General features: G+C 68.3%; 27 protein-coding genes. 24 read left to right on the top strand and 3 right to left on the bottom strand.

Annotation, left to right across the window (positions count from 1 at the left end; translation table 11 throughout):
• Nucleotides 1-49: 49 nt before the first annotated feature.
• The 4 genes from BLQ61_RS15140 (at nt 50) to BLQ61_RS15125 (ending at nt 4,069) form a co-directional block, all read left to right on the top strand.
• Nucleotides 50-1,552: a flagellin N-terminal helical domain-containing protein gene (locus tag BLQ61_RS15140; RefSeq protein ID WP_091572171.1), complete on the top strand. Its 1,503-nt coding sequence runs from the start codon at nt 50-52 to the stop codon at nt 1,550-1,552.
• Nucleotides 1,553-1,805: 253 nt separating this feature from the next.
• Nucleotides 1,806-3,233: a flagellar filament capping protein FliD gene (gene fliD / locus BLQ61_RS15135; protein WP_091572169.1), complete on the top strand. Its 1,428-nt coding sequence runs from the start codon at nt 1,806-1,808 to the stop codon at nt 3,231-3,233.
• Nucleotides 3,234-3,321: 88 nt separating this feature from the next.
• Complete coding sequence (gene fliS / locus BLQ61_RS15130) at nt 3,322-3,768, top strand: flagellar export chaperone FliS (protein WP_091572166.1); 447 nt, start codon at nt 3,322-3,324, stop codon at nt 3,766-3,768.
• Between the two features lies 1 nt (nt 3,769).
• Nucleotides 3,770-4,069 carry a flagellar protein FliT gene (locus tag BLQ61_RS15125; protein WP_091572164.1) on the top strand — a complete coding sequence of 100 codons (300 nt, stop codon included), beginning with the start codon at nt 3,770-3,772 and terminating at the stop codon, nt 4,067-4,069.
• A gap of 164 nt (nt 4,070-4,233) precedes the next feature.
• Here BLQ61_RS15125 and fliE read toward each other — a convergent pair whose 3' ends face one another.
• Entirely contained in the window at nt 4,234-4,542 is a 309-nt protein-coding gene (fliE, locus tag BLQ61_RS15120; protein WP_091572161.1) for a flagellar hook-basal body complex protein FliE, read from the bottom strand.
• 275 nt (nt 4,543-4,817) lie between these two features.
• On the opposite strand from fliE, the gene fliF reads away from it, so the two are divergent.
• From fliF to fliR, 13 genes are all read left to right on the top strand, one after another.
• Complete coding sequence (gene fliF, locus BLQ61_RS15115; RefSeq protein WP_091572159.1) at nt 4,818-6,542, top strand: flagellar basal-body MS-ring/collar protein FliF; 1,725 nt, start codon at nt 4,818-4,820, stop codon at nt 6,540-6,542.
• Between the two features lie 194 nt (nt 6,543-6,736).
• The gene (gene fliG, locus BLQ61_RS15105; protein ID WP_091572154.1) at nt 6,737-7,732 is read left to right on the top strand and encodes a flagellar motor switch protein FliG; all 996 of its coding nucleotides are present in this window, start codon (nt 6,737-6,739) and stop codon (nt 7,730-7,732) included.
• A 26-nt stretch (nt 7,733-7,758) separates the two neighbouring features.
• Nucleotides 7,759-8,505 carry a FliH/SctL family protein gene (locus BLQ61_RS15100; RefSeq protein ID WP_091572151.1) on the top strand — a complete coding sequence of 249 codons (747 nt, stop codon included), beginning with the start codon at nt 7,759-7,761 and terminating at the stop codon, nt 8,503-8,505.
• Nucleotides 8,495-9,910 (top strand): flagellar protein export ATPase FliI, encoded by a 1,416-nt coding sequence (gene fliI / locus BLQ61_RS15095; protein ID WP_091572148.1) that lies wholly within the window; start codon nt 8,495-8,497, stop codon nt 9,908-9,910. Before BLQ61_RS15100 ends, fliI begins: the two co-directional genes overlap by 11 nt.
• Before the next feature lie 25 nt (nt 9,911-9,935).
• A complete protein-coding gene (gene fliJ / locus BLQ61_RS15090; protein WP_091572146.1) occupies nt 9,936-10,406 on the top strand; it encodes a flagellar export protein FliJ in 471 nt (156 codons plus the stop codon).
• Nucleotides 10,403-11,764 carry a flagellar hook-length control protein FliK gene (locus tag BLQ61_RS15085; protein WP_091572143.1) on the top strand — a complete coding sequence of 454 codons (1,362 nt, stop codon included), beginning with the start codon at nt 10,403-10,405 and terminating at the stop codon, nt 11,762-11,764. Before fliJ ends, BLQ61_RS15085 begins: the two co-directional genes overlap by 4 nt.
• Nucleotides 11,765-11,916: 152 nt before the next feature.
• Nucleotides 11,917-12,495 (top strand): flagellar basal body-associated FliL family protein, encoded by a 579-nt coding sequence (locus BLQ61_RS15080; RefSeq protein WP_091572140.1) that lies wholly within the window; start codon nt 11,917-11,919, stop codon nt 12,493-12,495.
• 19 nt (nt 12,496-12,514) lie between these two features.
• On the top strand, nt 12,515-13,519 hold the full coding sequence (gene fliM, locus BLQ61_RS15075) for a flagellar motor switch protein FliM (protein ID WP_091572138.1): 1,005 nt from the start codon (nt 12,515-12,517) through the stop codon (nt 13,517-13,519).
• Complete coding sequence (gene fliN / locus BLQ61_RS15070) at nt 13,509-13,958, top strand: flagellar motor switch protein FliN (protein ID WP_091572135.1); 450 nt, start codon at nt 13,509-13,511, stop codon at nt 13,956-13,958. Before fliM ends, fliN begins: the two co-directional genes overlap by 11 nt.
• Before the next feature lie 31 nt (nt 13,959-13,989).
• Nucleotides 13,990-14,316: a FliO/MopB family protein gene (locus BLQ61_RS15065; RefSeq protein ID WP_091572133.1), complete on the top strand. Its 327-nt coding sequence runs from the start codon at nt 13,990-13,992 to the stop codon at nt 14,314-14,316.
• The gene (gene fliP / locus BLQ61_RS15060; protein WP_091572130.1) at nt 14,300-15,076 is read left to right on the top strand and encodes a flagellar type III secretion system pore protein FliP; all 777 of its coding nucleotides are present in this window, start codon (nt 14,300-14,302) and stop codon (nt 15,074-15,076) included. The genes BLQ61_RS15065 and fliP overlap by 17 nt, the downstream gene beginning before the upstream one ends.
• 175 nt (nt 15,077-15,251) lie before the next feature.
• Nucleotides 15,252-15,521: a flagellar biosynthesis protein FliQ gene (gene fliQ / locus BLQ61_RS15055; RefSeq protein ID WP_091572127.1), complete on the top strand. Its 270-nt coding sequence runs from the start codon at nt 15,252-15,254 to the stop codon at nt 15,519-15,521.
• A 20-nt stretch (nt 15,522-15,541) separates the two neighbouring features.
• Entirely contained in the window at nt 15,542-16,309 is a 768-nt protein-coding gene (fliR, locus tag BLQ61_RS15050; protein ID WP_091572125.1) for a flagellar biosynthetic protein FliR, read from the top strand.
• Nucleotides 16,310-16,380: 71 nt separating this feature from the next.
• On the opposite strand, the gene BLQ61_RS15045 is transcribed toward fliR, so the two are convergent.
• Nucleotides 16,381-17,010 (bottom strand): response regulator, encoded by a 630-nt coding sequence (locus BLQ61_RS15045; protein WP_091572123.1) that lies wholly within the window; start codon nt 17,008-17,010, stop codon nt 16,381-16,383.
• A gap of 34 nt (nt 17,011-17,044) precedes the next feature.
• Nucleotides 17,045-18,214, bottom strand: a complete 1,170-nt coding sequence (locus tag BLQ61_RS15040) for a hybrid sensor histidine kinase/response regulator (protein WP_091572382.1) — start codon at nt 18,212-18,214, stop codon at nt 17,045-17,047.
• 95 nt (nt 18,215-18,309) lie between these two features.
• Here BLQ61_RS15040 and BLQ61_RS15035 point away from each other — a divergent pair, with 95 nt between their 5' ends.
• The 7 genes from BLQ61_RS15035 (at nt 18,310) to BLQ61_RS15005 (ending at nt 24,740) form a co-directional block, all read left to right on the top strand.
• Entirely contained in the window at nt 18,310-18,756 is a 447-nt protein-coding gene (locus tag BLQ61_RS15035; RefSeq protein ID WP_091572379.1) for a hypothetical protein, read from the top strand.
• A gap of 65 nt (nt 18,757-18,821) precedes the next feature.
• On the top strand, nt 18,822-19,184 hold the full coding sequence (locus tag BLQ61_RS15030; RefSeq protein WP_091572376.1) for a response regulator: 363 nt from the start codon (nt 18,822-18,824) through the stop codon (nt 19,182-19,184).
• A gap of 38 nt (nt 19,185-19,222) precedes the next feature.
• Nucleotides 19,223-21,376 carry a chemotaxis protein CheW gene (locus BLQ61_RS15025; protein WP_091572121.1) on the top strand — a complete coding sequence of 718 codons (2,154 nt, stop codon included), beginning with the start codon at nt 19,223-19,225 and terminating at the stop codon, nt 21,374-21,376.
• A 26-nt stretch (nt 21,377-21,402) separates the two neighbouring features.
• Nucleotides 21,403-21,900: a chemotaxis protein CheW gene (locus tag BLQ61_RS15020; protein WP_091572118.1), complete on the top strand. Its 498-nt coding sequence runs from the start codon at nt 21,403-21,405 to the stop codon at nt 21,898-21,900.
• Nucleotides 21,901-21,911: 11 nt separating this feature from the next.
• Nucleotides 21,912-22,787, top strand: a complete 876-nt coding sequence (locus tag BLQ61_RS15015) for a CheR family methyltransferase (protein ID WP_091572115.1) — start codon at nt 21,912-21,914, stop codon at nt 22,785-22,787.
• Between the two features lie 53 nt (nt 22,788-22,840).
• On the top strand, nt 22,841-23,575 hold the full coding sequence (gene cheD / locus BLQ61_RS15010; protein WP_091572111.1) for a chemoreceptor glutamine deamidase CheD: 735 nt from the start codon (nt 22,841-22,843) through the stop codon (nt 23,573-23,575).
• 52 nt (nt 23,576-23,627) lie between these two features.
• The gene (locus tag BLQ61_RS15005) at nt 23,628-24,740 is read left to right on the top strand and encodes a protein-glutamate methylesterase/protein-glutamine glutaminase (protein ID WP_091572108.1); all 1,113 of its coding nucleotides are present in this window, start codon (nt 23,628-23,630) and stop codon (nt 24,738-24,740) included.
• Nucleotides 24,741-24,901 lie beyond the last annotated feature (161 nt).

Below are 24,901 nucleotides of genomic sequence, written 5' to 3'. Positions count from 1 at the left end.
CCAGTTGGCGGCAACGCCATATTTAGTCAGTTCCTTCAGGAGTTTTGCCATGGCTTCCACCATCAACACCAACGTCGCCTCGCTCACGGCCCAGCGCAACCTGGGCGTTGGCCAAGCATCCCTCAACACATCCATCCAGCGCCTGTCGTCCGGCCTGCGCATCAACAGCGCCAAGGACGATGCCGCCGGCCTGGCGATCTCCGAGCGCTTCACCAGCCAGATCCGCGGCCTGAACCAGGCCGTGCGCAACGCCAACGATGGCATCTCGCTGGCGCAGACGGCCGAGGGCGCGCTCAAGGCTTCGGGCGACATCCTGCAGCGCGTGCGTGAGCTGGCCGTGCAGTCGGCCAACGCATCCAACAGCGCCGGCGACCGCCAGGCCCTGCAGCAGGAAGTTTCGCAGCTTGTCTCCGAACTGGACCGCATCTCGCAGACCACCGAGTTCAACGGCGCCAAGCTGCTGGACGGCTCGTTCGGCACGCAGCAGTTCCAGGTCGGCGCCAACGCCAACCAGACCATCGTGGCGGCCACGGCCAATCTGCGCACCAACAACTATGGCAACAACCAAGTGGCTGCCAATGGCGTAGGCGCGGCCTCGGGCACGGGCGCCAGTGGCGCCTGGGGCGCTAATGGTGTGTCTGCCGGCTCAGTAACGCTCAAGGGCTTCGCCGGTACCAAAGCCGTGACCATCGCTGCCAATGACTCTGCCAAGACCATTGCCGACAACATCAACCGCGTGAAGGGCGATACTGGCGTGGGCGCCACCGCGCGTTCCATGGCCGAGTTGAGTTTCGCCTCGGCCGGCTCACACACTCTGGCACTGCGCTCGGACAACGGCGCTGACGTGGAGGTGTCGTTCACTCTGTCAGCTAACAACAATGCTGACGGCCTGTCGTCGGCCATCTCGGCGATCAACGAGCAGTCCTCCAAGACTGGCATCACCGCCGCGCTCAACGAAGACGGCACTAAGGTCGTGCTCACCAACAACACCGGCAACGACATCCGCGTGGCCGACACGGCGGTGCAAAACGCCGGCAACGTCACGGTGCAAAAGAAGGCTGTGGGCACCGATGGCAAAGCTGTGGACCAGGGCGGCCCCGCCACGCTGACCGCCGACACCACCGCCGATAACAGCTTGGTCAGCGGCTACATCACGCTGGATTCCGACAAATCCTTCTCCGCTGTGGGCAGTTCGGGGGGCAACGCCTTTGGCAGCGCCGGCACGGCCTCAACCCTCAAGAAGGTCTCTGACCTGGACGTGACCAGCTTCACCAAGGCCACGGACGCGCTCAAGACCATTGACTCGGCCCTGGGCCATATCAACGGCGAGCGCGCCAAGCTGGGCGCCTTGCAGTCGCGCTTCGAGACCGCGATCGGCAATCTGCAAGTGACGTCGGAGAACATGTCGGCCTCGCGCGGACGCATCCTGGACGCCGACTTCGCGGCCGAGACCGCCAACCTCTCGCGCGCGCAGATCCTGCAGCAGGCCGGCACCGCCATGGTGGCGCAGGCCAACCAGCTGCCCCAGGGCGTGCTGTCCCTGCTGCGCTGATGGGAGGTTCCTGAAGGAGCGGGTCTGTAGCGGGAGCAGTGCAGGCTCTGCCCTTCAGAATGGAAATTGAAAGCGGCGGGGGCTTCGGTCCTCGCCGCTTTTGCATTGCAGGGACGAGGTATGAATGCCGGTGCAGAAGCGCAGGTGGCGAGAAGTGCGGTGCATGCACCATGCTTTTTCGCCCCATGAGGTGGCCCGAGGCTGCCGATAATGTGTGTGGAAGTCGGTTCGGCATCGAGTACAGGAGTGAGTCATGGCCAGCTTTTCTTCAATTGGTGTCGGGCTGGGCGGAAACGTCGATGTCAACGCCCTGATCAAGGCGTCGGTGGATGCGGTCAAGCTTCCAATCACCAGACCCAATGGACTGAACTACCAAGCCAAGCTGGCGGAAACCAAGATCTCCACCTTCGGCCAGCTCAAGTCACTCGTGTCGACATTGCAGACAGCAGCCAGCAAGCTCAGCAGCATCACAGGCTGGAACGCTGTGCAGGCCTCTTCGTCGGACGACAAAAGCGTGTCCGCTACAGCTGTCGGGGGCACGGTGGAGACGACCTTCAGCGTCACCGTGCAGCAGCTCGCCCGTGCACAAGTATCCACGTCGGATGGGCTGCCGGCTGGGCAGGCGGTCGGTGCCGGCACGCTCACGCTGCAGGTCGGACGCTGGAACGGCGGCAACTTCACTGAGGGTGGAACACCTGCGCTGGAGGTTTCCGTGGGAGCGGGCGATACGTTGGCCGACATTGCCGGCAAGATCAACGGCGCGGGTGCAGCCGTCACCGCGACCATCCTGACGGATGCCGATGGGCAGCGGCTGATGCTGCGCAGCAAGGCTACAGGCGAAGAAGCAGGTTTTCAGCTGAGTGTGACCGACACCGATGGAGATCCCGGTGCTGGTCTGTCGCGTCTCGCGGCTGGCTTGTCAACGGACCCCGGCGCTGGCGCAGCTGCCGACGCGCTGGCTCAGATCAACGGGCAGTTCAATGTGCGTTCGGCTACCAACACTTTCGAGAACGCTGTGGCCGGCGTGACTTTCAAGGCCGAAAAGGTGAGCAGTGCGCCGGTTGAGCTGTCGGTGACCAAGAACAGCTCTGCGGTGCAAAAGAATATCGAGGATTTCGTGCTGGCCTACAACGCGGTCAACCAAGCGCTCAATGACCTGACGAAGTTCGACAAGGGCACCGGACAGGGCGGCTTGCTGCAGGGTGATTCGACCGTGGTCGGGCTGCAGAACAGCCTGCGCAACGTGGTGGAGTCGCTGTCCAGCAGCACTGGCCCGTTCCAGCGCCTCTCCGACATAGGTTTGGGCAAGATCCAGGGCGGAGATCTGTCCATCGACAGCACCAAGCTGAGCGAAGCGCTGAAGAACCCGGATGCGCTCAAGGCCCTTTTCATTGGGGCCGATGGCCTGTCCACCACCGAGGACGGAGTGGGGGAAAAGATCAAGGCGGCGACTTCCAAGCTGCTGAGCGCAGAAGGATTTTTCGCCTACAAGGATGCGCAACTCAAGGATGTGCTCAAGCGCAATGCCGATGAAATCAAGCGCGTGAACGCGCGCGCCGACAGCACCGAAGCACTGCTTTCAGCGCGCTATACCGCGCTGGACAGCCAAATGAGCAAGCTCAACGCGCTCAACGCCTATATCGCCCAGCAAGTGACGACCTGGAACAACAATAAGGGCTGAACAGTAGGGCATTCATACCGTTTCCCGGCCTTCAGTTTCCGGTAGGACTGCCGATGAATAACACAGCAGCCAGCCGAGGATCACCACCATGTTCACGCCATTTGCCTCTCGAACCGCTTCCGCTTATCAACGGATCAACGTCGAAACCAGCATGCACACCATTGACCAGCACCAGTTGGTCAGCCTGCTGTACCAGGGCCTGCTGCAGTCGATTGCCACCGCCCGAGGCGCATTGGCGCGTGGTGACGTACTGACCAAGTGCAACAGCCTGTCCAAGGCGGTGCGTATCCTGGAAGAAGGTCTGATGACGGCGCTGGACCGTGAGGCAGGCGGTGAACTGGCGGCCAACCTGGACACGGTATATGGCTATGCCTTGCAGCGGCTCATTCTGGCCAATGCGAAGAACGACGACGCGCTCTTGCAGGAAGTTGCGCGCCTGATCGAGCCCATCGCTCAGGGCTGGAGTGAGATCAAGCATCCCCAGCCGCAGAATGCCGCCAACGACACCCTGCGCCTCGCGGCCGCGGAGGCCTGATATGCCCGACATGCTCATCGACTACTACAAGGCCATCGAGCAAAGCAGCGCCCGCATGCTCGAAGCGGCCCGCCTGAAGGACTGGGACGAAGTGGTGCGCTGCGAGAGCGCCTGCGCGGTGCTGATCGAGCAGCTGCGCTTCCAGTCTGGCCAGCAGGAGCTGGCCCCCGAGCACCGCAAGGAAAAGGCGCGCATCATGCAGCGCATCCTGCGCAACGACGCGCAGATCCGCGTGCTGGCCGAGCCGTGGATGGCGCAGTTCGAACACCTGTTCGAAGGCCAGCCGCAGGTCATGCACTGACAGTGGGTCGCCGCCCGGACTTTTTTCAGGTCCGGGTCAGGCGCACCAATGCACAAAGCCGGCACCGCAAGGTGGCCGGCTTTGCCGTTTTTGGGTGAAATATGCCTTCAGCCCCGATGGATAAAGGGCCTCCAGCTATGAAAAGGTGAGTGCCGGCAGGCCGCTCACACCTGCATGTTCATGATATCGGTATAGGCCTGCACCATGCGGTTGCGCACGTGCAGCGTCGCCTGGAAACCCACCTGCGCCTTCTGCATGGCGACCATGGTCTCTTCCAGGCTGACGTTGGGGTTTTCCAGCTGCACCTCTTGCTGCAGGCCGCTGGCGCGGTCCTGCGCCTGGCTGACGGACTGCAGCGCGTCCTTGAACGCAGTGCCGAAGCCGCCGCCTTCCGCCGGCTGCGGCGCCGTGGCGCGGCGGGCCAGTTGCGTGGCGGTCAGGGGGCTGGGGGTGCTGGTGATGCGCATGTCCATGGTGCAAGGGCCTGCGGGCCAGGCGGTGTGGGGGTGAAGAAGCTGCGGCACAGCCGCCAAAAGAAAGCATGAAAGGGCGGGCGGCCTTTCAGGACTGGCGTCATGGTAGGGCGCGGGCCGCGGCGCAGAGGGGCAAATAGCGGCCGGTTCGGGCGCCTTATCGGCCGAACGCGGCCAGGGGGCTGTCTCGATAATCGCCGCACGACCCGGTGCCTTGCCGGGCGTGGCTGCCTCGGCAGCCCGCAACCTTTCTTCTCTAGCCAGCACCTGCCACGATGTCCTCCGCCGCCGTTGCCGAAGTCCCCATGCCCGCACCCGCCGGGGTGCCCGCGCCTGGCCTGCTGCAGCGCCTGGGCAGCCTGGACCGCGCCGCGCGTCTGCGCTGGGGCGCCCTGGCCGCGCTGCTGGTGGTGGCCGCCATCGGTGCTTTCTTCTACAGCCGCCAGCCCGACTATCGGGTGCTGTTCGCCGGCGTGAACGACAAGGACGGCGGCGCCATCGTCGCGCAGCTGGCCACCATGAATGTGCCCTACCAGTACAGCGAAGGCGGCGGCGCCATCCTGGTGCCGGCCGACCGGGTGCACGACGTGCGCCTGCGCCTGGCCACGCAAGGGCTGCCCAAGGGCTCGGTCGCCGGCTTCGAGGTGATGGACAACAGCCGCTTCGGCGTCACGCAGTTCCAGGAGCGGCTGAACTTCCAGCGCGGGCTCGAGGGCGAGCTGACCCGCTCCATCCAGGCGCTGGCCTCGGTGCAGAGCGCGCGCGTGCACCTGGCGCTGCCGAACCAGAACGGTTTCTTCCGTGAGCAGCAAAAGCCCTCGGCCTCGGTGCTGCTCAGCCTGTACCCCGGGCGCTTCCTGGACCGCACGCAGCTGGCGGGCATCGTGCACTTGGTGTCCTCCAGCGTGCCGGAGATGGCGCCGCAGGCGGTGAGCGTGCTGGACGACACCGGCAAGCTGCTGTCGCAGTCGCCCGATGGCAGCGCCGGCGGCAACGACAGCAGCATCGACGCCCAGCAGCTGGCCTACGTGCAGCAGATCGAGCAGCAGTACACGCGCCGCATCATCGACCTGCTGGAGCCGGTGGTGGGCAAGAACAATGTGCGCGCTCAGGTCAGCGCCGAGGTGGACTTCAACCGCACCGAATCGACCGTCGAGCAGCACCGCCCCAATCTGGCCGCCGACGCCAGCGCCGTGCGCAGCCAGCAGGTGGTGGAGACCGGCGGCACGGCCGGCGGCCAGCCGCCTTCGGGCGTGCCAGGTGCCGTCAGCAACCAGCCGCCGCAGGCCGCGGGCGCCCCGGTCAATGGCCCGGCGCCGCAGCTGGCGGCCGGCGGTGCCGGCGGGGAGGGCGGCGCCCCTACCAAGCGCGAGTCGGTGACCAACTACGAGGTGGACAAGACCACCCAGGTGACGCGCAACGCGGTCGGCGCCATCAAGCGCGTGAACGCGGCGGTGGTCATCAACTACACCAACGCCGCCGGCGAGGACGGCAAGCCGGCGCAGGCCGTGGCCTTCAAGCCCGAGCAGCTGGAACAGATGACGGCGCTGGTGCGCGAGACCATCGGCTTCAACAAGGAGCGCGGCGATTCGGTCAACCTGATGAACACGCCGTTCCTGGTCGAGGCGCCGCCGCCCGCCGAGTTGCCGCTGTGGAAGCAGCCTGAGATGCGCGAGCTGGCCGTCAACCTGGCCTGGCCGCTGGGGATCTCGCTGGCCGCCGCCATCGTGCTGATCGGCGTGCTGCGCCCGGCGCTGAAGGCGCGTGCCCGCAGCAAGGAGCTGGCCATTGCCACCCTGGCCTCCGGCGCGAAGTTGGACGCCATCGAGGGTGAGAGCCTGGAGCGCCCGGCGCTGCCAGGGCCGGACGGGGCTGCCATGCCGGCGCTGGAGTTGCAGGTCACGCCCGAGCAGCAGCGCCTGAATGACGCCCGTACGCTGGCGCGCGAGAACCCGGTGGCGGTGGCCAACATCATCAAGACGTGGGTAAACGGTGAATGAATTCGGACAACCCCCTGAGCGGCTGCGCCGCTTCCCCCTTCTCTCGAATCGCTGCGCGCTTCGGGAAGGGGGACGCCACCAGCGCGGCGGGGCGGCCCTTGCGCGGTGGCCGCTGGCACTGCGTCGCGCGGTCGTGGATGTTGGTTCGTACTGCCGGCGGTCGTGGTTGACGGACAAGACAAGAGTGGTTCGATATGGATGAGCAAGGACTGAACGACGCGGCCATCATGCTGATGTCGCTGGGCGAGGAGGAAGCCGCCGAGGTCTTCAAGCACCTGTCGCCCAAGGAGGTGCAAAAGCTGGGCGAGACCATCGCGCGCATGCGCAGCGTCTCGCGCGAGAAGGTGGACGAGGTCATCGGCCGTTTCACCAACGACGCGGCGGCGCAGAGCCTGCTGGTGTCCGACACCAGCAACTACGTGCGCGCGGTGCTCAAGCGTGCCCTGGGCGACGACAAGGCGGCGCTGCTGATCGACCGCATCCTGCAGGGCGGCGACGTTTCGGGCATCGAGAGCCTGAAATGGATGGACCCGCTGTCGGTGGCCGAGCTGCTGCGCAACGAGCACCCGCAGATCGTCGCCGCCATCCTGGTGCACCTGGACGTGGAGCAGAGCTCGGCCATCCTGATGCACCTGACCGAGCGCCAGCGTGGCGAGATCATGCTGCGCATCGCCACGCTGGAGGGCATCCAGCCCACCGCGCTCAAGGACCTGAACGAGGTGCTGTTCCGCGTGCTGGCCGGCGGCGACAAGGTGCGCAAGAGCTCGCTGGGCGGCGTCAAGGCGGCGGCCGAAATCATCAACCTGATGGGCTCCGGGGCGGATGCCGCTGTGCTGGAGACCATTCGCGGCCACGAGCCCGACCTGGCACAGAAGATCATGGACAAGATGTTCGTTTTCGACGATCTGGTCAAGCTGGACGGGCGCGCCATCCAGACCGTGCTGCGCGAGGTGGCGTCCGAGACGCTGGTGGTGGCGCTCAAAGGCGCGCAGCCCGAGGTGCGCGAGAAGATCCTGGCCAACATGTCCACCCGCGCCGCCGATGCCATGCGCGAGGACCTGGAGTCGCGCGGCCCGATGCGCCTGTCCGAGGTCGAGGCACAGCAGCGCGAGATCCTGAAGACCGTGCGCCGCTTGGCCGACGAGGGGCAGGTGGCCATGTCCGGCGGCGGCGACGACGCCTTCGTCTGACCGTCACTGCAACTTGAGTACGGCAAATGGCCACCAATCGCTACTACACCCGTTTCGTTCCGCGCGAGGAGCTCGGCCAGGTCACCCGCTGGGAGTTCGGCGCGGTGGACGGCGCCTCGGGCGTGCTCGGTCCGCTGATCGCCGAGCCGGCGGTGCTCGAGCCTGAACCGCAGGAAGCGGCACCGCCGCCGCCCGTGGTGATACCGCTGGACGAGCATGAGGCGCTGCTGCGGCAGGCGCATGCCCAGGGCCACGCCGACGGCCTGCGCGAAGGCCAGGAGGGCGAGCGCCTGCAGTGGCAGCGGCGCATGGACGAGTACGTCAGCGGCCAGGGCAGCGAAGCCGCCGCGCGACTGGCGCAGCTGGCGCAGGCGTTCGAATCCAGTCTGGCCGGACTGCAGCAGGACATGGCGCAGCAGGTGCTGGCGCTGGCCTGCGACATCGCCCGGCAGGTGGTGCGCAGCGAGGTGAACCTGAACCGCCAGGCCGTGCTACCGGTGGTGCGCGAGGCGCTGGGCATGCTGGCCGGCGAAAGCCGCCCGGCCACAGTGCGCCTGCACCCGCAGGACTGGCAGACGCTGGAGGCGGCGCTGCGCGCCGAGCACCCGTCGCCGCGCATCGAGTGGCTGCCCGACGCCGGCGTGCAGCCCGGCGGCTGCCTGGTTGAGTCGGCCGGCATGGCCATCGACGGCACGCTGGACAAGCGCTGGTCCCGGGCGATTGCCGCCCTGGGCCTGACCGACGCCTGGCGCGAGGCCCCGCATGACGATTGAGACCGCAGACGCCTGGCAGGACCTGGCCGCACGCGCCCGCGCGCGGCTGCAGGATGGGCTGCCGCTGGAGACGCGCGGCACGCTCACGCGCCTGACGGGCCTGGTGCTGGAGGCCGCCGGCCTGCGCGTGCCGGTGGGCGCGCAGTGCCAAGTGCGCATGGGCGAGAACGGCGAGCCGGTGCTGGCCGAGGTCGTCGGCTTTGCCACCGACAAGGCCTTCCTGATGCCGGCCGGCGACGTGCACGGCCTGTCCAGCGGCGCCATTGTCAGCCCGGCGCCGGCCTTCGTGCCGCCGCTGCGCCTGGGGCAGTCGGCGGAATCACAGCGTGAGCCGGACACCGGCGCCGCCGGCGTGCTGCGCCTGCCCATGGGCGCTGGCCTGCTGGGCCGGGTGGTCGATTCGCAGGGCCAGCCGCTGGACCACAACGGGCCGCTGCAGGACGTGCAGGCCGAGGCCATGGACCGCACACCCATCAACGCCATGGAGCGCGACCCGGTGCGCGAGCCGCTGGACACCGGCGTGCGAGCCATCAACGCGCTGCTGTCCGTGGGCCGCGGCCAGCGCCTGGGCCTGTTCGCCGGCTCGGGCGTGGGCAAGTCGGTGCTGCTGGGCATGATGGCGCGCTACACCCAGGCCGACGTCATCGTCGTCGGCCTGATCGGCGAGCGCGGCCGCGAGGTCAAGGAGTTCGTCGAGGACATCCTGGGCGAGGAGGACCGCGGCCGCGCCGTGGTGGTGGCGGCGCCAGCCGATGCGCCGCCGCTGCTGCGCATGCAGGGCGCGGCCTATGCCACGGCGATCGCCGAGCATTTCCGCGACCAAGGCCAGCACGTGCTGCTGCTGATGGACTCCCTCACCCGCTATGCCCAGGCCCAGCGCGAGATCGCCCTGGCTATCGGCGAGCCGCCGGCCACCAAGGGTTATCCGCCTTCGTGCTTCGCCAAGCTGCCGGCGCTGGTCGAGAGGAGCGGCAACGGCCTGAACGGCGTCGGCTCGATCACCGCGTTCTACACCGTGCTGTCCGAGGGCGATGACCAACAGGACCCGATCGCCGACGCCGCGCGCGCCATCCTGGACGGGCACATCGTGCTGTCGCGCGCGCTGGCCGAGGGCGGGCACTACCCGGCCATCGACATCGAACAATCCGCCTCACGCGTCATGCACAACGTCGTGCCGCGCGAGCATTTCGAGTTGGCGCGGCAGTTCCGTGCCGTGTATTCGCGCTACCAAAAGAGCAGCGACCTGATTCAGGTCGGCGCCTATCTCGCCGGCTCCGATCCGCAGCTGGACGAGGCCATCCGCCTGCAGCCAGGCATGGTGGCCTTCCTGCAGCAGACCATGTTTGAGGCCGCGCCCATGGACGCCAGCGTGGCCGGCATGGCGCAGGCGCTGGGCGCGGGCTGACCGCTTTCTCAACAAGGTCTGAACCATGTCGTCGTTGCATGCCTTCACCGTCGCCGTCGAGCTGGCCGAGCGCCAGCGCGATGTGGCGCGCGAGCAGCTGAAGAACGTGCAGGGCGCCTGCCACGCGGCACAGGCGCAGTTGCAACAGCTGGACGGCTATGCGGTGGAGACGCAGGGCCGCTTCGGCGCCAGCGAGGGGCGCACGCTGCAGCCCCTGGTGCTGCAGCACCACTACCAGTTCATGGGCCGGCTGGAGCATGCCATCGCCCTGCAGACGCGCGTGGTCGGCAGCCAGCAGCAGCGCGTGGAACAGGCGCGCCAGGCGCTGGTGCAGGCCGAGCTGCGCCTGGCCAGCCTGCGCAAGGTGCTGCAGCGCCGCCAGGACGAGCAAGCGCGCGCGCAGCAGCGCCGCGAACAGAAACAGACCGACGAGCGCGCCGCGCTGCGCCTGGGCGCAGCCGCTGCGCTGTCCCGCGACATGGAGGAATCCGCATGACATCCCCGAACCGTATCGAACAGACCCCGCGCCCCGTGCAGGCCGGCCGCATGGCTGCTGGCCAGGCGAACGCCCCGGATGGCACGGATGGCGGTTTCGCGCTGATGCTGTCACTGCTGGGTGGGCCGGAAGATGCCCCGCTGGCGCTGCTGCCGGATGAGCCGGCGGATGTGCGCGGCTCGCTGCAAGACCCGCAAGACCCGCAGGACCCGCAGGACCCGCAGGACGCCCTGGAGAGTTGGGGCGAGGCACTCCATGCCGATGCTGCTCCTGTGCCGCAGCCGCAAGAGCAGGCGCCGGATGCAAGCGGACTGCTGCCCTCGCCCTGGGCCATTCAAATGCTGGTCTCGCAGACATTGCCGAACGTGCCGGACAGCGCTGGTGCCCAGGCACAAGCGTCCCTGGGAAGTGGGGAGGGCGGCATGCCCTGGCTGCCCACCAGTCTGGTGGCCGAAACCGGCCGGCTGGATGCCGCCAGCGCTGCGCAGGTCGATCTCGGACTGGCAGTCCCGACGCTGCCTCAGCCCGGCGCGGCGCGCCCGCGTCCGGCCGTCTCCTGGACGGCGGCCGCTGCCTCCACTGCTGCCTCCGAACAGCTGTCGGGCCGGCGCCAGGCGCCGGCTGCCGTGTTGGCGCAGCCCGCTGCACCGGTGCCGGTCAGCGCCAGCGTGGCGATCGGCCCAGCGCGCCAGGACGTTGCCGGTTCGGGCCCGCATGCCGCCACGGCGGGGCAGCCGATGCCATTGGCGGCCGGTGCCGCCGAAGCCGTTCTGGCGCAAGGCGCAGGGCAGGGCGTTGATGCTGGCCCGCCAGCCGCGCGGCGCGGCGACTCGCGCGCCGTAGCGCAGGAACCCATCGGCGCCGCTGCCCCGGGCATCGACAGCACCCAGTCCGTGCCCGGGACCGAGGGTGCTTCCTCCGGCGCCTGGCAGGACGGCTCCGCCGACGCCCAGGCGCAGCTGGCCGAGGACGTGGCCTGGTGGGCCAGCCAGCAGACGCAGAGCGCCGCGCTGACGCTGGACGCCGACGGCCAGCCGGTGCAGGTGCAGGTGACGCTGAACGGCGACCAGGCGCACATCGTGTTCCACAGCGACGAGGCGCAGGCGCGCCAGCTGCTGGACGCCAATGTGGCCGACCTGCGCGCGTTGCTGGACGCCCAGGGCCTGCAGCTGGCCGGCGTGACCGTGGGCCCGTCGGGCGGCGGCGCCCAGGGCCAAGCCGGGCAGGGTAGCGAGTCCGGCCAGCCCGGCGCCGACATGCGCCGCGGCCAAGCGCGGGTGGCGGCTGCGGGAGAGGCCAGCGCCGCACCGGCACGGCGCGCCAGCGGTGCGCAACGTTCCGTGGACGTCTTCGTCTAGGCCCTGAAAGGGCGGCGTTTCCGGCGGCTATTCTGGCTATCATGCCCGCCCTCGCGGGCCAATAATGCCCCCATTGCAAAGCGCTTGGCCCTCGTGGGGGCCGCGCTGAACGCCCATCGCCCCGCGCGCCCGCAGCGCCAGAAAGAGCCGCCGTGTCCGAAACTGCCGCCCCCGCTCCGGCCAAGAGCAAGAAGCTGATCATCATCCTGGCAGTCGTCGTGCTGCTGGTGGTGGCGGGGGGCGCAGCGGCCTGGGTGCTGCTGTCCAAGCGCGCCGCGGAGGGTGACGAGGACGGCGACAAGCCCGCGCGCACCAGCCAGCCGGCGGCGCCCAAGGGGCCGCCTACCTACCTGCCGATGGACAACATGGTGGTCAACCTCGCCGACCCCGGCGGCGACCGCTTCGCGCAGGTCGGCATCACCCTGGAGCTGGCCGACGCCAAGACCGCCGAGCAGGTCAAGGGCTTCATGCCCAGCATCCGCAGCGCCGTGCTGCTGCTGGTGTCGCAGCGCACCACCGACGAGCTGCTGACGCGCGAGGGCAAGGAAAAGCTGGCCGTGGACGTGCGCCGCGAGGTCTCGCGCCCGCTGGGCTACAGCGTGTCCAAGCCGAAAAAGCGCGCCGCGCAGCGCGACCCGGAGGACGACGAGGACGAAGAGGACCCGCCGCCGCGCCGGCGCGACGACAACCCGGTACGCCAGGTGCTGTTTTCCAGTTTCATCATCCAGTGAACCGCAACAAGGTATTCCCATGAGCGATTCCTTTCTGTCGCAGGAAGAGGTCGATGCCCTGCTGGAGGGCGTGACCGGCGAGAGCCAGAAGACCGTCAAGGAGGAGATCGAGGCCGGCGCAGTGCGCGACTACGACATCTCCAGCCAGGAGCGCATCGTGCGCGGGCGCATGCCGACGATGGAGATCGTCAACGAGCGCTTTGCCCGCAACCTGCGCATCGGCCTGTTCAACTTCATCCGCCGCAGCCCCGAGATCTCGGTGGGCACGGTGTCGGTGCAGCGCTACAACGCCTTTTTGCGCGAACTGGTGGTGCCGACCAACTTCAACATCGTCGCCATCCGCCCGTTGCGCGGCAGCGGCCTGGTGGTGTGCGAACCCTCGCTGGTGTTCGGCATCATCGACACGCTGTACGGCGGCACGGGCAAGTTCCAGACGCGCATCGAGGGGCGGGACTTCTCGGCCACCGAGCAGCGCGTCATCAACCGCCTGGTGGAGGTGATCTGCCAGGAATACAAGAAGGCCTGGCAGGGGATTTACCCGCTGGAGCTGGCCTACCAGCGCTCGGAAATGCAGCCGCAGTTCGCCAACATCGCCACGCCCAGCGAGATCGTCGTGTCCACGGCGTTCCACTTGGAGATCGGCGACCTGGCCGGGGCCATCCACATCTGCATGCCCTATGCCACGCTGGAGCCGATCCGCGACGTGCTGTATTCCAGCGTGCAGGGCGATGCCATCGAGGTCGACCGGCGCTGGGTCAAGGTGCTGACACGCGAGATCCAGGCCGCCGAGGTGACGCTGGTGGCCGAGCTGGCCAAGGCCGACGCCACCGTGGAGCAGCTGCTGGCCATGAAGCCGGGCGACTTCATCGAGCTTGACCGCGAGCCGCGCATCCAGGCCTCTATCGGCGGGGTGCCGCTGTTCGAGTGCCAGTACGGCACGCACAACGCCAAATATGCGATCCGCATCGAGGAATGCCTGCGCAATGCGGACGCCAGCTGGATGGGAGAAAAGCATGGCAACTGACGATCCGAACGACCTGCCACAGGGTGACGCGGACGACGCGTTCGCCGGCTGGGCCGAGGCGCTGGAAGAGCAAAAGAGCGCCGACGCGGCCTCGGCCACCCTGGACGCCGAGCAGGGCGGCCCGCTGACCGGCGAGGCCGTGCGCCCGTCGTCGGTGGCGGGCGACCCGAACGTGCACGACATCAACATGGTGCTGGACATCCCGGTCCAGCTGTCCGTGGAACTGGGCCGCACCAAGGTGCCGATCAAGTACATCCTGCAGCTGGCCCAAGGGTCGGTGGTCGAACTGGACGCGCTGGCCGGCGAGCCCATGGACGTGCTGGTCAACGGCTACCTGATCGCCCAGGGCGAGGTGGTGGTGGTGAACGACAAGTTCGGCATCCGCCTGACCGACGTGGTCACGCCGTCCGAGCGGCTGCGCCGCGTCAGCCGGGGCTGAAGCGGGCATGCAGGCAGGCACGGGTCCGGGCATGACGCAGACGCTGCTGATCGTGGTGCTGTTCGTGGCGGCGCTGTGCGCGCTGCCGTGGCTGATCCGCCGGCTGCAGGCGCGCCAGGTGGGACTGCTGCCGGGCGGTGCGGGCGCCGCCAGCCGCGTGCTGTCGGCCGTCGCCGTGGGGCCGCAGCAGCGCGTGGTCACCGTCGAGGTGGGGCCGGCGCACCAGCGCGCGGTGCTGGTGCTGGGCGTGACGGCGCAGCAGATCAACTGCCTGCACGTGCTGCCGGCCGCCGGCTTTGCCGGCGAGGTCGCGGCGGCGCGCCAGGCACAGGAGGTGGGCGATGCGCCTGCGCGGTAAGGGCGCGTGCTGCGCCGCAGGCCTGCTGGCGCTGGGCCTGCTGCTGCCCGCCACTGCCTGGGCGCAGGGGCAGGGCGCGGCGCCGGCCGCCGGCGCGCTGCCGCTGGTCATCGGTTCGGGTGCGGGCGGCACCAGCTATTCGGTGCCGATCCAGACGCTGCTGTTCTTCACCGCGCTGTCGTTTCTGCCGGCGGTGCTGCTCATGATGACCGGCTTCACGCGCATCGTCATCGTGCTGTCGCTGCTGCGCCAGGCCCTCGGCACGCAGTCGGCGCCGCCCAACCAGGTCGTCATCGGCCTGTCGCTGTTCCTCACGCTGTTCGTCATGGGCCCGACGCTGGACCGGGTGTACCAGGACGCCTACGTGCCCTACACCACCAACCAGCTCACCTTCGAGCAGGCGGTGCAAAAGGCCGAGGCGCCGATGCGCGGCTTCATGCTCAAGCAGACGCGCCAGTCGGATTTCGCGCTGTTCGCCCGCTTGGCCAGGCTGGAGCCGAACGTCACGGCCGAAACCGCGCCGATGCGCGTGCTGGTGCCGGCCTTCGTCACCAGCGAGCTCAAGACCGCGTTCCAGATCGGCTTCATGGTCTTCATCCCGTTCCTGATCATCGACATGATCGTCTCCAGCGTGCTGATGTCGCTGGGCATGATGATGCTGTCGCCGGTGCTGGTGGCGCTGCCGTTCAAGCTGATGCTGTTCGTGCTGGCTGACGGCTGGAACCTGCTGATCGGCTCGCTCGCCGCGAGTTTTTCGTGACATCCCCCTGTGGCTCTGCGGGCCTTCCCCCTTCTCTCGCAAGGCTGCGCCTTGCGGGAAGGGGGACGACGCCAGTGGCCTGGCACAGCCAGATCCACGGCTTCTGCTGGCCCGGGGTGCGCCGGTGCCAGGCGTCGCCGGCACATGCCGGCGCAGTTTTTCGAAAGGAATCGGCATGACTTCCCAGTTCGTCCTGACCATGGGCCGCGATGCGCTCACCATGCTGCTGATGATCGCCATGCCGGTGCTGGGGGTGGTGATGGCGGTGGGGCTGCTGGTGAGCATCTTCCAGGCGGTCACCCAGATCCACGAGGCCACGCTGGCCTTCGTGCCCAAGCTGATCGCGGCGGTGGTGGTGTTCGCCATCGCCGGGCCGTGGATGATCAGCTCGCTGGTGGACTTCCTGCGCCGCACCATCGAGGCCATTCCCTCCGTGGTCGGCTAGCACTCGCCCGGTTCGCGCGCGTGATCACCTTCTCCGAGGCGCAGATCATGGCCTGGCTGTCGCCGGTGCTGTGGCCGTTCCTGCGCGTGCTGGCGCTGTTCACGGCGGCGCCGGTATTCTCAATGCGCGCCATTCCCACGCGCACGCGCATCGGCCTGGCGTTCTTCATCGCGCTGTGCGCTCAAGGCGTGCTGCCCGAGCAGCCGGTCATCAGCCTGAACGGCCGCGAGGCGCTGGGCGCGGCGCTGCAGCAGGTGGCCATCGGCCTGGCCATCGGGTTCGCCGTTCGCCTGGTGTTCGCCAGCATCGAGCTGGCCGGCGAGGTCATCGGCCTGCAGATGGGTCTGAACTTCGCCTCCTTCTTCGACCCGGCCAGCAACGCCCAGGTCAGCGCCGTGGCGCGCTTCTTCGGCAACATCGCGCTGCTGCTGTTCGTGGTCATCAACGGGCACCTGCTGGTGCTGATGGCGGTGGTGAAGAGCTTCGAGCGCTTTCCGGTGCAGGGGCAGTGGATGCAGGCGCTGGCCCAGATGCGGCTGCACGAGCTGGGGGCGTCGCTGTTTTCCAGCGCGCTGTGGATCGCCCTGCCGATGATCGCGCTGCTGCTGTTCGTCAACCTGACCATGGGCATCATCTCGCGCGTGGCGCCGCAGATGAACATTTACGCCGTGGGCTTTCCGGTCACGCTTACCGTGGGGCTGTTGGGCATCGCCGCCACGCTGCCGACGCTGGAGCAGCCCATGCTGGCGCTGCTGCAGCGCGCCATCGGCCTGTTCGCCCCACAGTGAGGCCATGGGCCGCAGTTTTCATCGAAATATGCTGCTAGCCCTTATTTTGAAAGGGCCTGCAGCTATCATTTTCATACCAACTGGTTGCGGATGGCGTACACCGTCAGCTCGGCGTTGTTGCTCAAGGCCAGCTTTTGCAGCACCCGCGCGCGGTACACGCTCACTGTCTTCGGGCTGAGCATCAGCTCCTCGGCGATGTCCGACAGCCGGCGCCCGGAAGCGATCTTGACCAGCGTCTGCAGCTCGCGCTCGGACAGCTGCTCGTGCGGCAGTTCGCTGGCCGGCTGCGCCAGGCTGTCGGCCAGCAGCTGCGCCACCTCGGGCGTGAGGTACTTGCGCCCTTGCACCACGGTGTGGATGGCCGCGATCAGCTGCAGCGGGTCGCCCGCCTTGTTGGCATAGCCGTAGGCGCCGGCGCGGATGGCGCGCAGCGCGTACTGGTCTTCCGGGTACATGGAGACGATCAGCACGCGGATCTGCGGGTGCGTTTCCTTGAGCGTTGCTAGCACCTCCAGGCCACTGCGCCCGGGCAGGTTCAGGTCCAGCAGCAGCACGTCGCAGGCAGCATGGCGCAGCACCTCGCGCAGCTCGGAATAACTGCCGGCCTCGCCGGTCACCACGATGTCGGGCGACTCGACGATCGTGTCGCGGATGCCGCGCCGGAGCACGGCATGGTCGTCGCACAGCACCACATGAATCACCTCGGCATCCCTCCTGTTCCTGTTGTGTGCCCGGTCAGGGCGCGCCCGGCGCGGCGGGCGGCTGCGATGGTAGCGCCGCCGCACCGCCGTCCACGGCTTCGGCCGCCTCCGGCCGCAGCGGCAGCGACAGGATGATGGCCGTGCCGCGCCCGGGCTGGCTGCTCACGTCCAGCCAGCCGCCGGCGCGGCGCGCGCGTTCGGCCAGCCCGCGCAGGCCGAAGGAGCGGGGTTTCTTCAGCATCTCGGGCGCGATGCCGCGGCCGTCGTCGCTGACCTCCACCGTCAGCACGCCTTCGTGGTCCGACAGCTCGATGCGCACCTGCGACGCCTGCGCGTGCTTGTGGATGTTGGTCAGCGCCTCCTGTGCCGTGCGGTAGGCCACCAGCTGCAGCGCCGGCGGCGCGGTATCGATGGCGCGGCAATCGCAGCTGACGCGCACGGGCAGCTGCGTGCGCCGCTCGAACGTCTCGGCCAGCCACTGCACGGCAGCCACCAGGCCCTGGTCGAGCACCGGCGGGCGCAGGTTCAACATGATGCGCTGACTGGCATCGATGGCGTGCTGCAGCATCTCGCCGGCGCTGGCGGCGTGCTCGCCGAGGCCGCCTTGCGGCGCGTGCCGGGTGATCCAGGCCAGGTCGAACTTCACCGCCGTCAGCGCGCCGCCGATGTCGTCGTGGATCTCGCGCGCGATGGCGGCGCGCTCCTCCTCGATGGAGGTCTGCAGGTGCTCGGCCAGGTCGGCCAGACGCTGCTCGGACTCGGCCAGATGCGCAATCGCCTGCTCGCGCTCGCGCCGCGCCTGCGCCACCTCGACGGCGCGCTCGATGGCGTGCGGCAGGCGCGCCAGGTCGTCCTTGAGCAGGTAGTCGGCAAAGCCCAGGCGCATCGCCTCCACCGCCGCCGCCTCGCCGATGGCGCCGGTGAGCAGCACGAAAGGCGGGTGCGCGCCGCGCGCCTGCGCCAGGTTCCAGGCGTCGATGGCGGTGAAGCCGGGCAGGCGGTAGTCGGCCACAATCACGTCAAAGGGCGCGCGCGCCAGCCAGTCGGCGAAGTCTGCCAGGGTGTCCACCCGCTGGATGTCCTGGACCAGGCCAGCGCGGCGCAGGGTGCGCCGCACCAGCGCGTGGTCGGCATCGCAATCCTCGAGATGCAGGACGAGCATGGGTTTTTTCAGGCTCTCGCAGGTGCCAGGGTTGGGTATCATGGGATACATATTGGAACAGTTGGGTCAAATGCTGCCTTCAGGCTGTGGGTGCCGGACCTGTCTCCGGGCCGTTGGCCAGCCATGGCGCGAACACGATGCAATCTACGCTCAATGCCTCATCCGATCCGGCCGTGCCGGTGTCCCTGCTGGTCGCGGCCGAGCTGCAGGATTCGCTGCTGACGGTGATGCACGACCTGCAGCGCCTGGAAGGGCTGCTCAACCATGCCACGGACAACCTGCTGGCGCGCTTCGGCGAGGCCAACGCCGCGCTACCCGATGCCGTGGTGCAGGACAACGCACCCCTGCTGGCGCTGCGCAGCGCGCTGCGCGATGCGGTGACCGAGCTGCAATTCCATGACATGGCCACGCAGTTGCTGGCCCACAGCGGCCGGGTGCTGCAGGGCTGTGCCTTCCGCCTGGCGGCCGAGACCATGGGCGGCAGCGACGACGAGGCGCCTGCCGCCGACGCCGAGCTGATGCCGGGCCGGCCGAACCCGGTCACGCAAAGCGAGATGCAGGCCGGCTCGGTCGAGCTGTTCTGAAGCCGCCGCGCCCGCCTGTTCATCCATTCATCCCTTACATCCAGTTGAAGTCGTTGGAGCCCTACATGCAGTCCATTCTCGCGGTCGATGATTCTCCGTCCATGCGCAAGATGGTGTCCTTCACCCTCACCGGGGCGGGCTACCATGTCGTCGAGGCGGTGGACGGCCAGGATGCGCTGGAAAAAGCCGAGACCCACGAGATCCACTTGGTGCTGGCCGACCAGAACATGCCGCGGCTGGACGGCATCGGCCTGACGCGCCGGCTGCGCGAGCACCCGCGCTTTCGCAACATCCCCATCCTCATCCTGACCACCGAGTCCAGCGACCAGATGAAGCAGGCCGGGCGCAGCGCCGGCGCCACCGGCTGGCTGGTCAAGCCGTTCGACCCGACGCGACTGATCGAGGTCATCCAGAAGGTCATCCGCTGACCGCGCGCGACGCGGGCAGCGGCATACAGGAATTCCCCATGGCGGACATTCAGCAAGGCGGCGCAGGCATGGACTTCGACCTGAGCCAGTTCTACCAAATCTTTTTCGAAGAGGCGGCCGAGAACCTCGACCAGATGGAGCAGATGCTGCTCGGCCTGGACGTGAACGCGGTCAACGACGAGGAGCTCAACGGCATCTTCCGCTGCGCCCATTCGATCAAGGGCGGCTCGGCCACCTTCGGCTTTTCCGACGTGGCCGAGCTCACCCACCACATGGAGTCGCTGCTGGACCGGCTGCGGCGCCACGAGCTGCAGCTCATTCCGCAGATGGTGGATGTGCTGCTGGAGTCGGCCGATGCCTCGCGCAGCCTGTTGGCGCGGCACCAGGCCGGTGGCCAAGGCGAGGCGCCGTCCACGCGCGAGCTGGTGAGCAGCATCAGCGAGCTGGCGACCGGCGGCCAGGGCATGGCGCCCGTGCCCAGCTTCGCCGCGCCGCCGGCCCAGCCCGTGCCGCAAGCCGGGCCGGCCCCTGCGCCCACACCGGCGCCTGCGCCTGCGCCAGCAGCACCTGCTGCAGCTGCAGTGCCTGCTGGCGCTCCTGCCAGCACCGGTGAGCGGGCCCTGGAAATCCATGTCGGTCCGCTGCCGCAGCCGGCGCTGGCCGACGCCATCAAGGAGCTGTTCCGCGACATCCCCGGCCTGGGCCGCATCGCCGACCTGGACGACGAGCGCCCCGGCATGCGCCGTTTCGCGGTGCACACCAGCTCCAGTGACGAGGACCTGCTGGACCTGTTCGTGTTCCACGTGGCCAAGGAGCAGGTGGCGATCCGCCCTGCGGGCGAGAGCGCGCCTTCGTCCGCGCCGCCTGAGGACACGGCGCCGGCCGCTGCGCTGCAGGAGCCGTACGGACTGTTCGACGGCGCCCCGGGCATGCCGGCCAGCCCCCCCCCGCAGGCCAGCCCCGCGGCGGCAGCGCGCGCGCCAGCCGCGCGGCCCGCCGGCGAAGGCAAGGCGGCCGCCTCGTCCATGGAATCGACCACCATCCGCGTGGCCGTCTCCAAGGTGGACCAGCTGATCAACCTGGTGGGCGAGCTGGTCATCACCCAGGCCATGCTGGCGCAAAACAGCCGCGACCTGGACGCCGGTGTCTACCAGCAGCTGCTGGCTGGCCTGGCGGACCTGGACCGCAACACACGCGATCTGCAGGAATCGGTCATGTCGATCCGAATGATTCCGATGTCTACGGTCTTCAACCGCTTCCCGCGCATGCTGCGCGACCTGGCGGGCAAGCTGGGCAAGAAGGTCGATTTCGTCACGCACGGCGAGGCCACCGAGCTGGACAAGAGCCTGGTCGAGAAGATCACCGATCCGCTCACGCACCTGGTGCGCAACAGCTGCGACCACGGCATCGAAATGCCCGAGGAGCGTCTGGCCGCCGGCAAGCCCGAGCATGGCACGCTGAGCCTGTCGGCCTCGCACCAGGGCGGCTCGATCGTCATCGAGGTGCGCGATGACGGCAAGGGCCTGTCGCGCGAGAAGATCCTGAGGAAGGCGCGCGAGCGCGGCATGGACGTGTCCGACAGCATGGCGGACGGCGAGGTTTGGAACCTGATCCTGGCGCCGGGCTTTTCCACCGCCGAGGTGGTCACCGACGTGTCCGGGCGCGGCGTGGGCATGGATGTGGTGAAGAAGAACATCACCGCGCTGGGCGGCTCCATCGAGATCGACTCGGCCGAGGGCTACGGCATGCGCGTGGCAGTGCGCCTGCCGCTGACGCTGGCGATCATGGACGGCATGTCGCTGGGCGTGGGCGAGGAGGTGTACATCCTGCCGCTGTCCTCGGTGGTCGAGTCGTTCCAGATCGACCCGCAGCAGGTCAACACCGTGGCGCAGGGCTCGCAGCTGGTCAAGGTGCGCGAGGAGTACATGCCGGTGGTATCGCTGGAGCGCATCTTCCAGGTGCCGCGCCCGCAAAGCAGCACCAGCAACAACATCATGGTGGTGGTCGAGGCCGACGGCAGCCGCGTGGCGGTGCTGGTGGACGAGCTGCTGGGCCAGCACCAGGTGGTGGTGAAGAACCTGGAGACCAACTACCGCAAGGTGCCCAACGTGTCGGGCGCCACCATCCTGGGTGATGGCACGGTGGCGCTGATCCTGGACACCGGCGCGCTGGTGCGCCGCGCACGCCACTGACCCTCGCAACCCTACAAGAGCAGCCCATGAATGCAATCGTGAACGACAGGAGCGCCGCCGCGGATGCGGCCCAGGGCGCCCGCGAATACCTCACCTTCCGCCTGGGACAGGAGGAGTACGGCATCGACATCCTGAAGGTGCAGGAAATCCGCGGCTACGAGCCGCCCACCCGCATCTCGCCGGCGCCGGCCTTCATCAAGGGCGTGACCAACCTGCGCGGCACCATCGTGCCGATCGTCGACCTGCGCCTGCGCCTGGACTGCGCACAGGCCGAATACAACAGCTTCACCGTGGTCATCGTGCTGAACCTGCGCGAGCGTGTGGTGGGCATCGTGGTGGACTCGGTCAGCGACGTGCTGGAGCTCAAGCCTGAGCAGATGCGCCCGGCGCCGGATGTGGACAGCGCCATCGACTCCCAGTGCATCCGCGGCCTGGGGGCGGTGGGCGAGCGCATGCTGATCCTGCTGGATATCGAGAAGCTCATGTCCGGCGCCGACATGGGCCTGACGGCCGCGGATACCTGAAGGCGCGCCTGATGCTGCCCGACCGCGCCGCATCCCCGACCGCCGTGCGCCGCGGCGCGGTACCCGCCGACGCCGTGCCCGAGGCGCGCGAGTTCGCCTGGAGCCAGGCCGACTTCGAGCGCGTGCGCCGGCTGATCTACCAGCACGCCGGCATCAGCCTGCACGAAGGCAAGCACGCCATGGTCTACAGCCGGCTGTCGCGCCGGCTGCGCGAGACCGGCCACCGCAGCTTCGGCGACTACCTGGACTGGCTCGACGGCCACGATGGCCCGGAGTGGCAGGAGTTCGTCAACGCCCTGACCACCAACCTGACGGCGTTCTTCCGCGAGCAGCACCACTTCGAGATCTTCGCGGCGCTGCTGAAAAAGCGCCCGGCCGGGCCGTGGAGCGTGTGGTGCAACGCTGCCTCGACCGGCGAGGAGCCGTATTCCATCGTCATGACGGCGCTGGAGTCGCTCAGTCCCCAGGCCGGCTTCAAGCTGGTGGCCAGCGACATCGATTCGCGCGTGCTGGCCACGGCCGCCGCCGGCGTGTACCGCGCCGACAACCTCAAGGGCCTGAGCCACGAGCGGCTGCAGCGCTTCTTCCAGCGCGGCAAGGGCGGCAACGCCGGCCTGGCGCGCGTCAAGCCCGAACTGCGCCGCTGCATCGAGTTCACCAGCGTGAATCTGATCCGCGACGACTGGCCGTTCCGCGAGCCCTTCGACGTGGTCTTCTGCCGCAACGTCATGATCTATTTCGATGCCCCGACCCAGCGGCGCGTGCTCGAGCGCATCCACCGCGTGCTCAAGCCCGGCGGCATGCTGTTCGTCGGCCATGCGGAGAACTTCAGCGACTCGCGCGACCTGTTCGCGCTGCGTGGCAAGACGGTGTACGAGCGCGTCTGACCCGTGAACCAGCCCGGCCGCACCCCCGAACCTGCAAGCCCAGCCACAGCCCCATGAACCTGCCCCGCGCCTTTTCCCCGTCTGCCGCTGCGCCAGCGCCTGCGCCGCTGCACGAGCGCCGGCACGTGCCGCGCGTCGCTCCGGTGCCGGGCAGCGCGGCTCCCGCGCCCGAGGTGACGCTGGACGAGCTCAAGGCCCGGCCGCGCCAGCCGGGCCAGGCATCGTTCTTCTTCTTCGACCACCACTTCCAGCACAACGCGGTGAAGGTGCTGCCGGGCGAGTATTTCGTCGCCCGCGAGCGCCTGACCATCGTCACCGTGCTGGGCTCGTGCATCGCCGCCTGCCTGTGGGACAGCCGCGCGCACGTGGGCGGCATGAACCATTTCATGCTGCCCGAGGGCGAGAGCGGCGATACCTCGGGCCGCTATGGCTCGTATGCCATGGAGTTGCTGATCAACGAGATGATGAAGCGCGGCGCGCGCCGCGAGACGCTGCAGGCCAAGATCTTCGGCGGTGGGCAGGTCATGGCCAACTTCACCACCATGAACGTGGGCGAGCGCAATACCCGCTTCGTGCAGGACTACCTGGCCGCCGAGCGCATCCCCATCGTCTCCGAGGACGTGCTGGACATCCATCCGCGCAAGGTGGTGTTCTTCCCGGCCACCGGCAAGGCCATGGTCAAGCGCCTGGCGCATGCCCATCCCGACGTGCTGGTGCAGGAGAAGGTGCGCGGCAACGCCGCCGTCGTGGCGCAGGTCAACCACGGCGGGTCGATCGATCTGTTCTGACGGATGTCAGGACTTGTGGCAGTGGGCCATCGATGAAGAGGATAGACACAAGATGAGCAGGGGCAAGATTCGGGTGATCGTGGTGGACGACTCGGCGCTGGTGCGCAGCCTGCTGAGCGAGATCATCAACCGCCAGGGCGACATGGAGTGCATCGGCACCGCCAACGACCCGCTGGTGGCGCGCGAGCTGATCCGCGAGCTGAACCCCGACGTGATCACGCTGGACGTGGAGATGCCGCGCATGGACGGCATCGACTTCCTGGGCCGGCTGATGCGCCTGCGGCCGATGCCGGTGGTCATGATCTCCACGCTGACCGAGCGCGGCGCCGAGGTCACCATGCGCGCGCTGGAGCTGGGCGCGGTGGACTTCGTCGCCAAGCCGCGCGTGGGGCTGGCCAGTGGGCTGAACGAGCTGGCCACGCAAATCGTGGACAAGATCCGTGTGGCTGCCGTGGCGCAGGTGCGGCGCGTGCCGGCGGCCAGCGCCGCGGCCATCGTGCACCCAGGGGCCGGCGACGCCGCGGCGCCGGCGCGGCCCGCTGCGTCGCCGCTGCTGGGCCGGCTGTCGACCGAGAAAGTGATCTGCATCGGCGCCTCCACCGGCGGCACGGAAGCCATCCGTGAGGTGCTGGTGCACATGCCGGCCGACTCGCCGGCCATCGTCATCACCCAGCACATGCCGCCGGGCTTCACCACCAGCTTCGCCGCGCGCCTGGACGGGCTGTGCCGCATCACCGTCAAGGAGGCGGTGCACGGCGAGCGCATCTTGCCCGGCCACGCCTACATCGCCCCGGGCGGCAGGCAGTTCGCCCTGGCGCGCAGCGGCGCCAACTACGTCGCCGTGGTGGACGACGGCCCGCCGGTGAACCGGCACAAGCCGTCGGTGGAGGTGCTGTTCAAGTCGGCCGCGGCGGTGGTCGGGCGCAACGCCTACGGCATCATGCTGACCGGCATGGGCGCCGACGGCGCCGCCGCCATGCGCGAAATGAAGGACGCCGGCAGCTACAACTACGTGCAGGACGAGGCCAGCTGCATCGTCTTCGGCATGCCGCGCGAGGCCATCGCCCACGGCGCCGCCGATGAGGTGCTGCCGCTGACGCAGATCGCGCCGGCGCTGGTCGCGCGTCTGCGCGGCGCCAGTGATCGGGTGCATCACCGGATTTAAGGGTGCTCTCGAAAAGAGAGCTGCATGCCCACGTAAAACAATGACTTCGGCATGTTTTCATGCTGATGACCTGCCCCCTTCCGCCGTGCCATTCATAACGAGGAAGTCCGGGGTTGCAAGATTAATTGATCTCTGTGGTGGTTGAAGTGCTTTGAGTTGCA

Origin of the sequence: Oryzisolibacter propanilivorax, from assembly GCF_900103645.1 — a bacterium.
Classification (GTDB): Bacteria; Pseudomonadota; Gammaproteobacteria; order Burkholderiales; family Burkholderiaceae_C; genus Melaminivora; species Melaminivora propanilivorax.
Note: the sequence above shows the minus strand (reverse complement) of the source record. Positions and strands in the feature narration are given on the sequence as shown.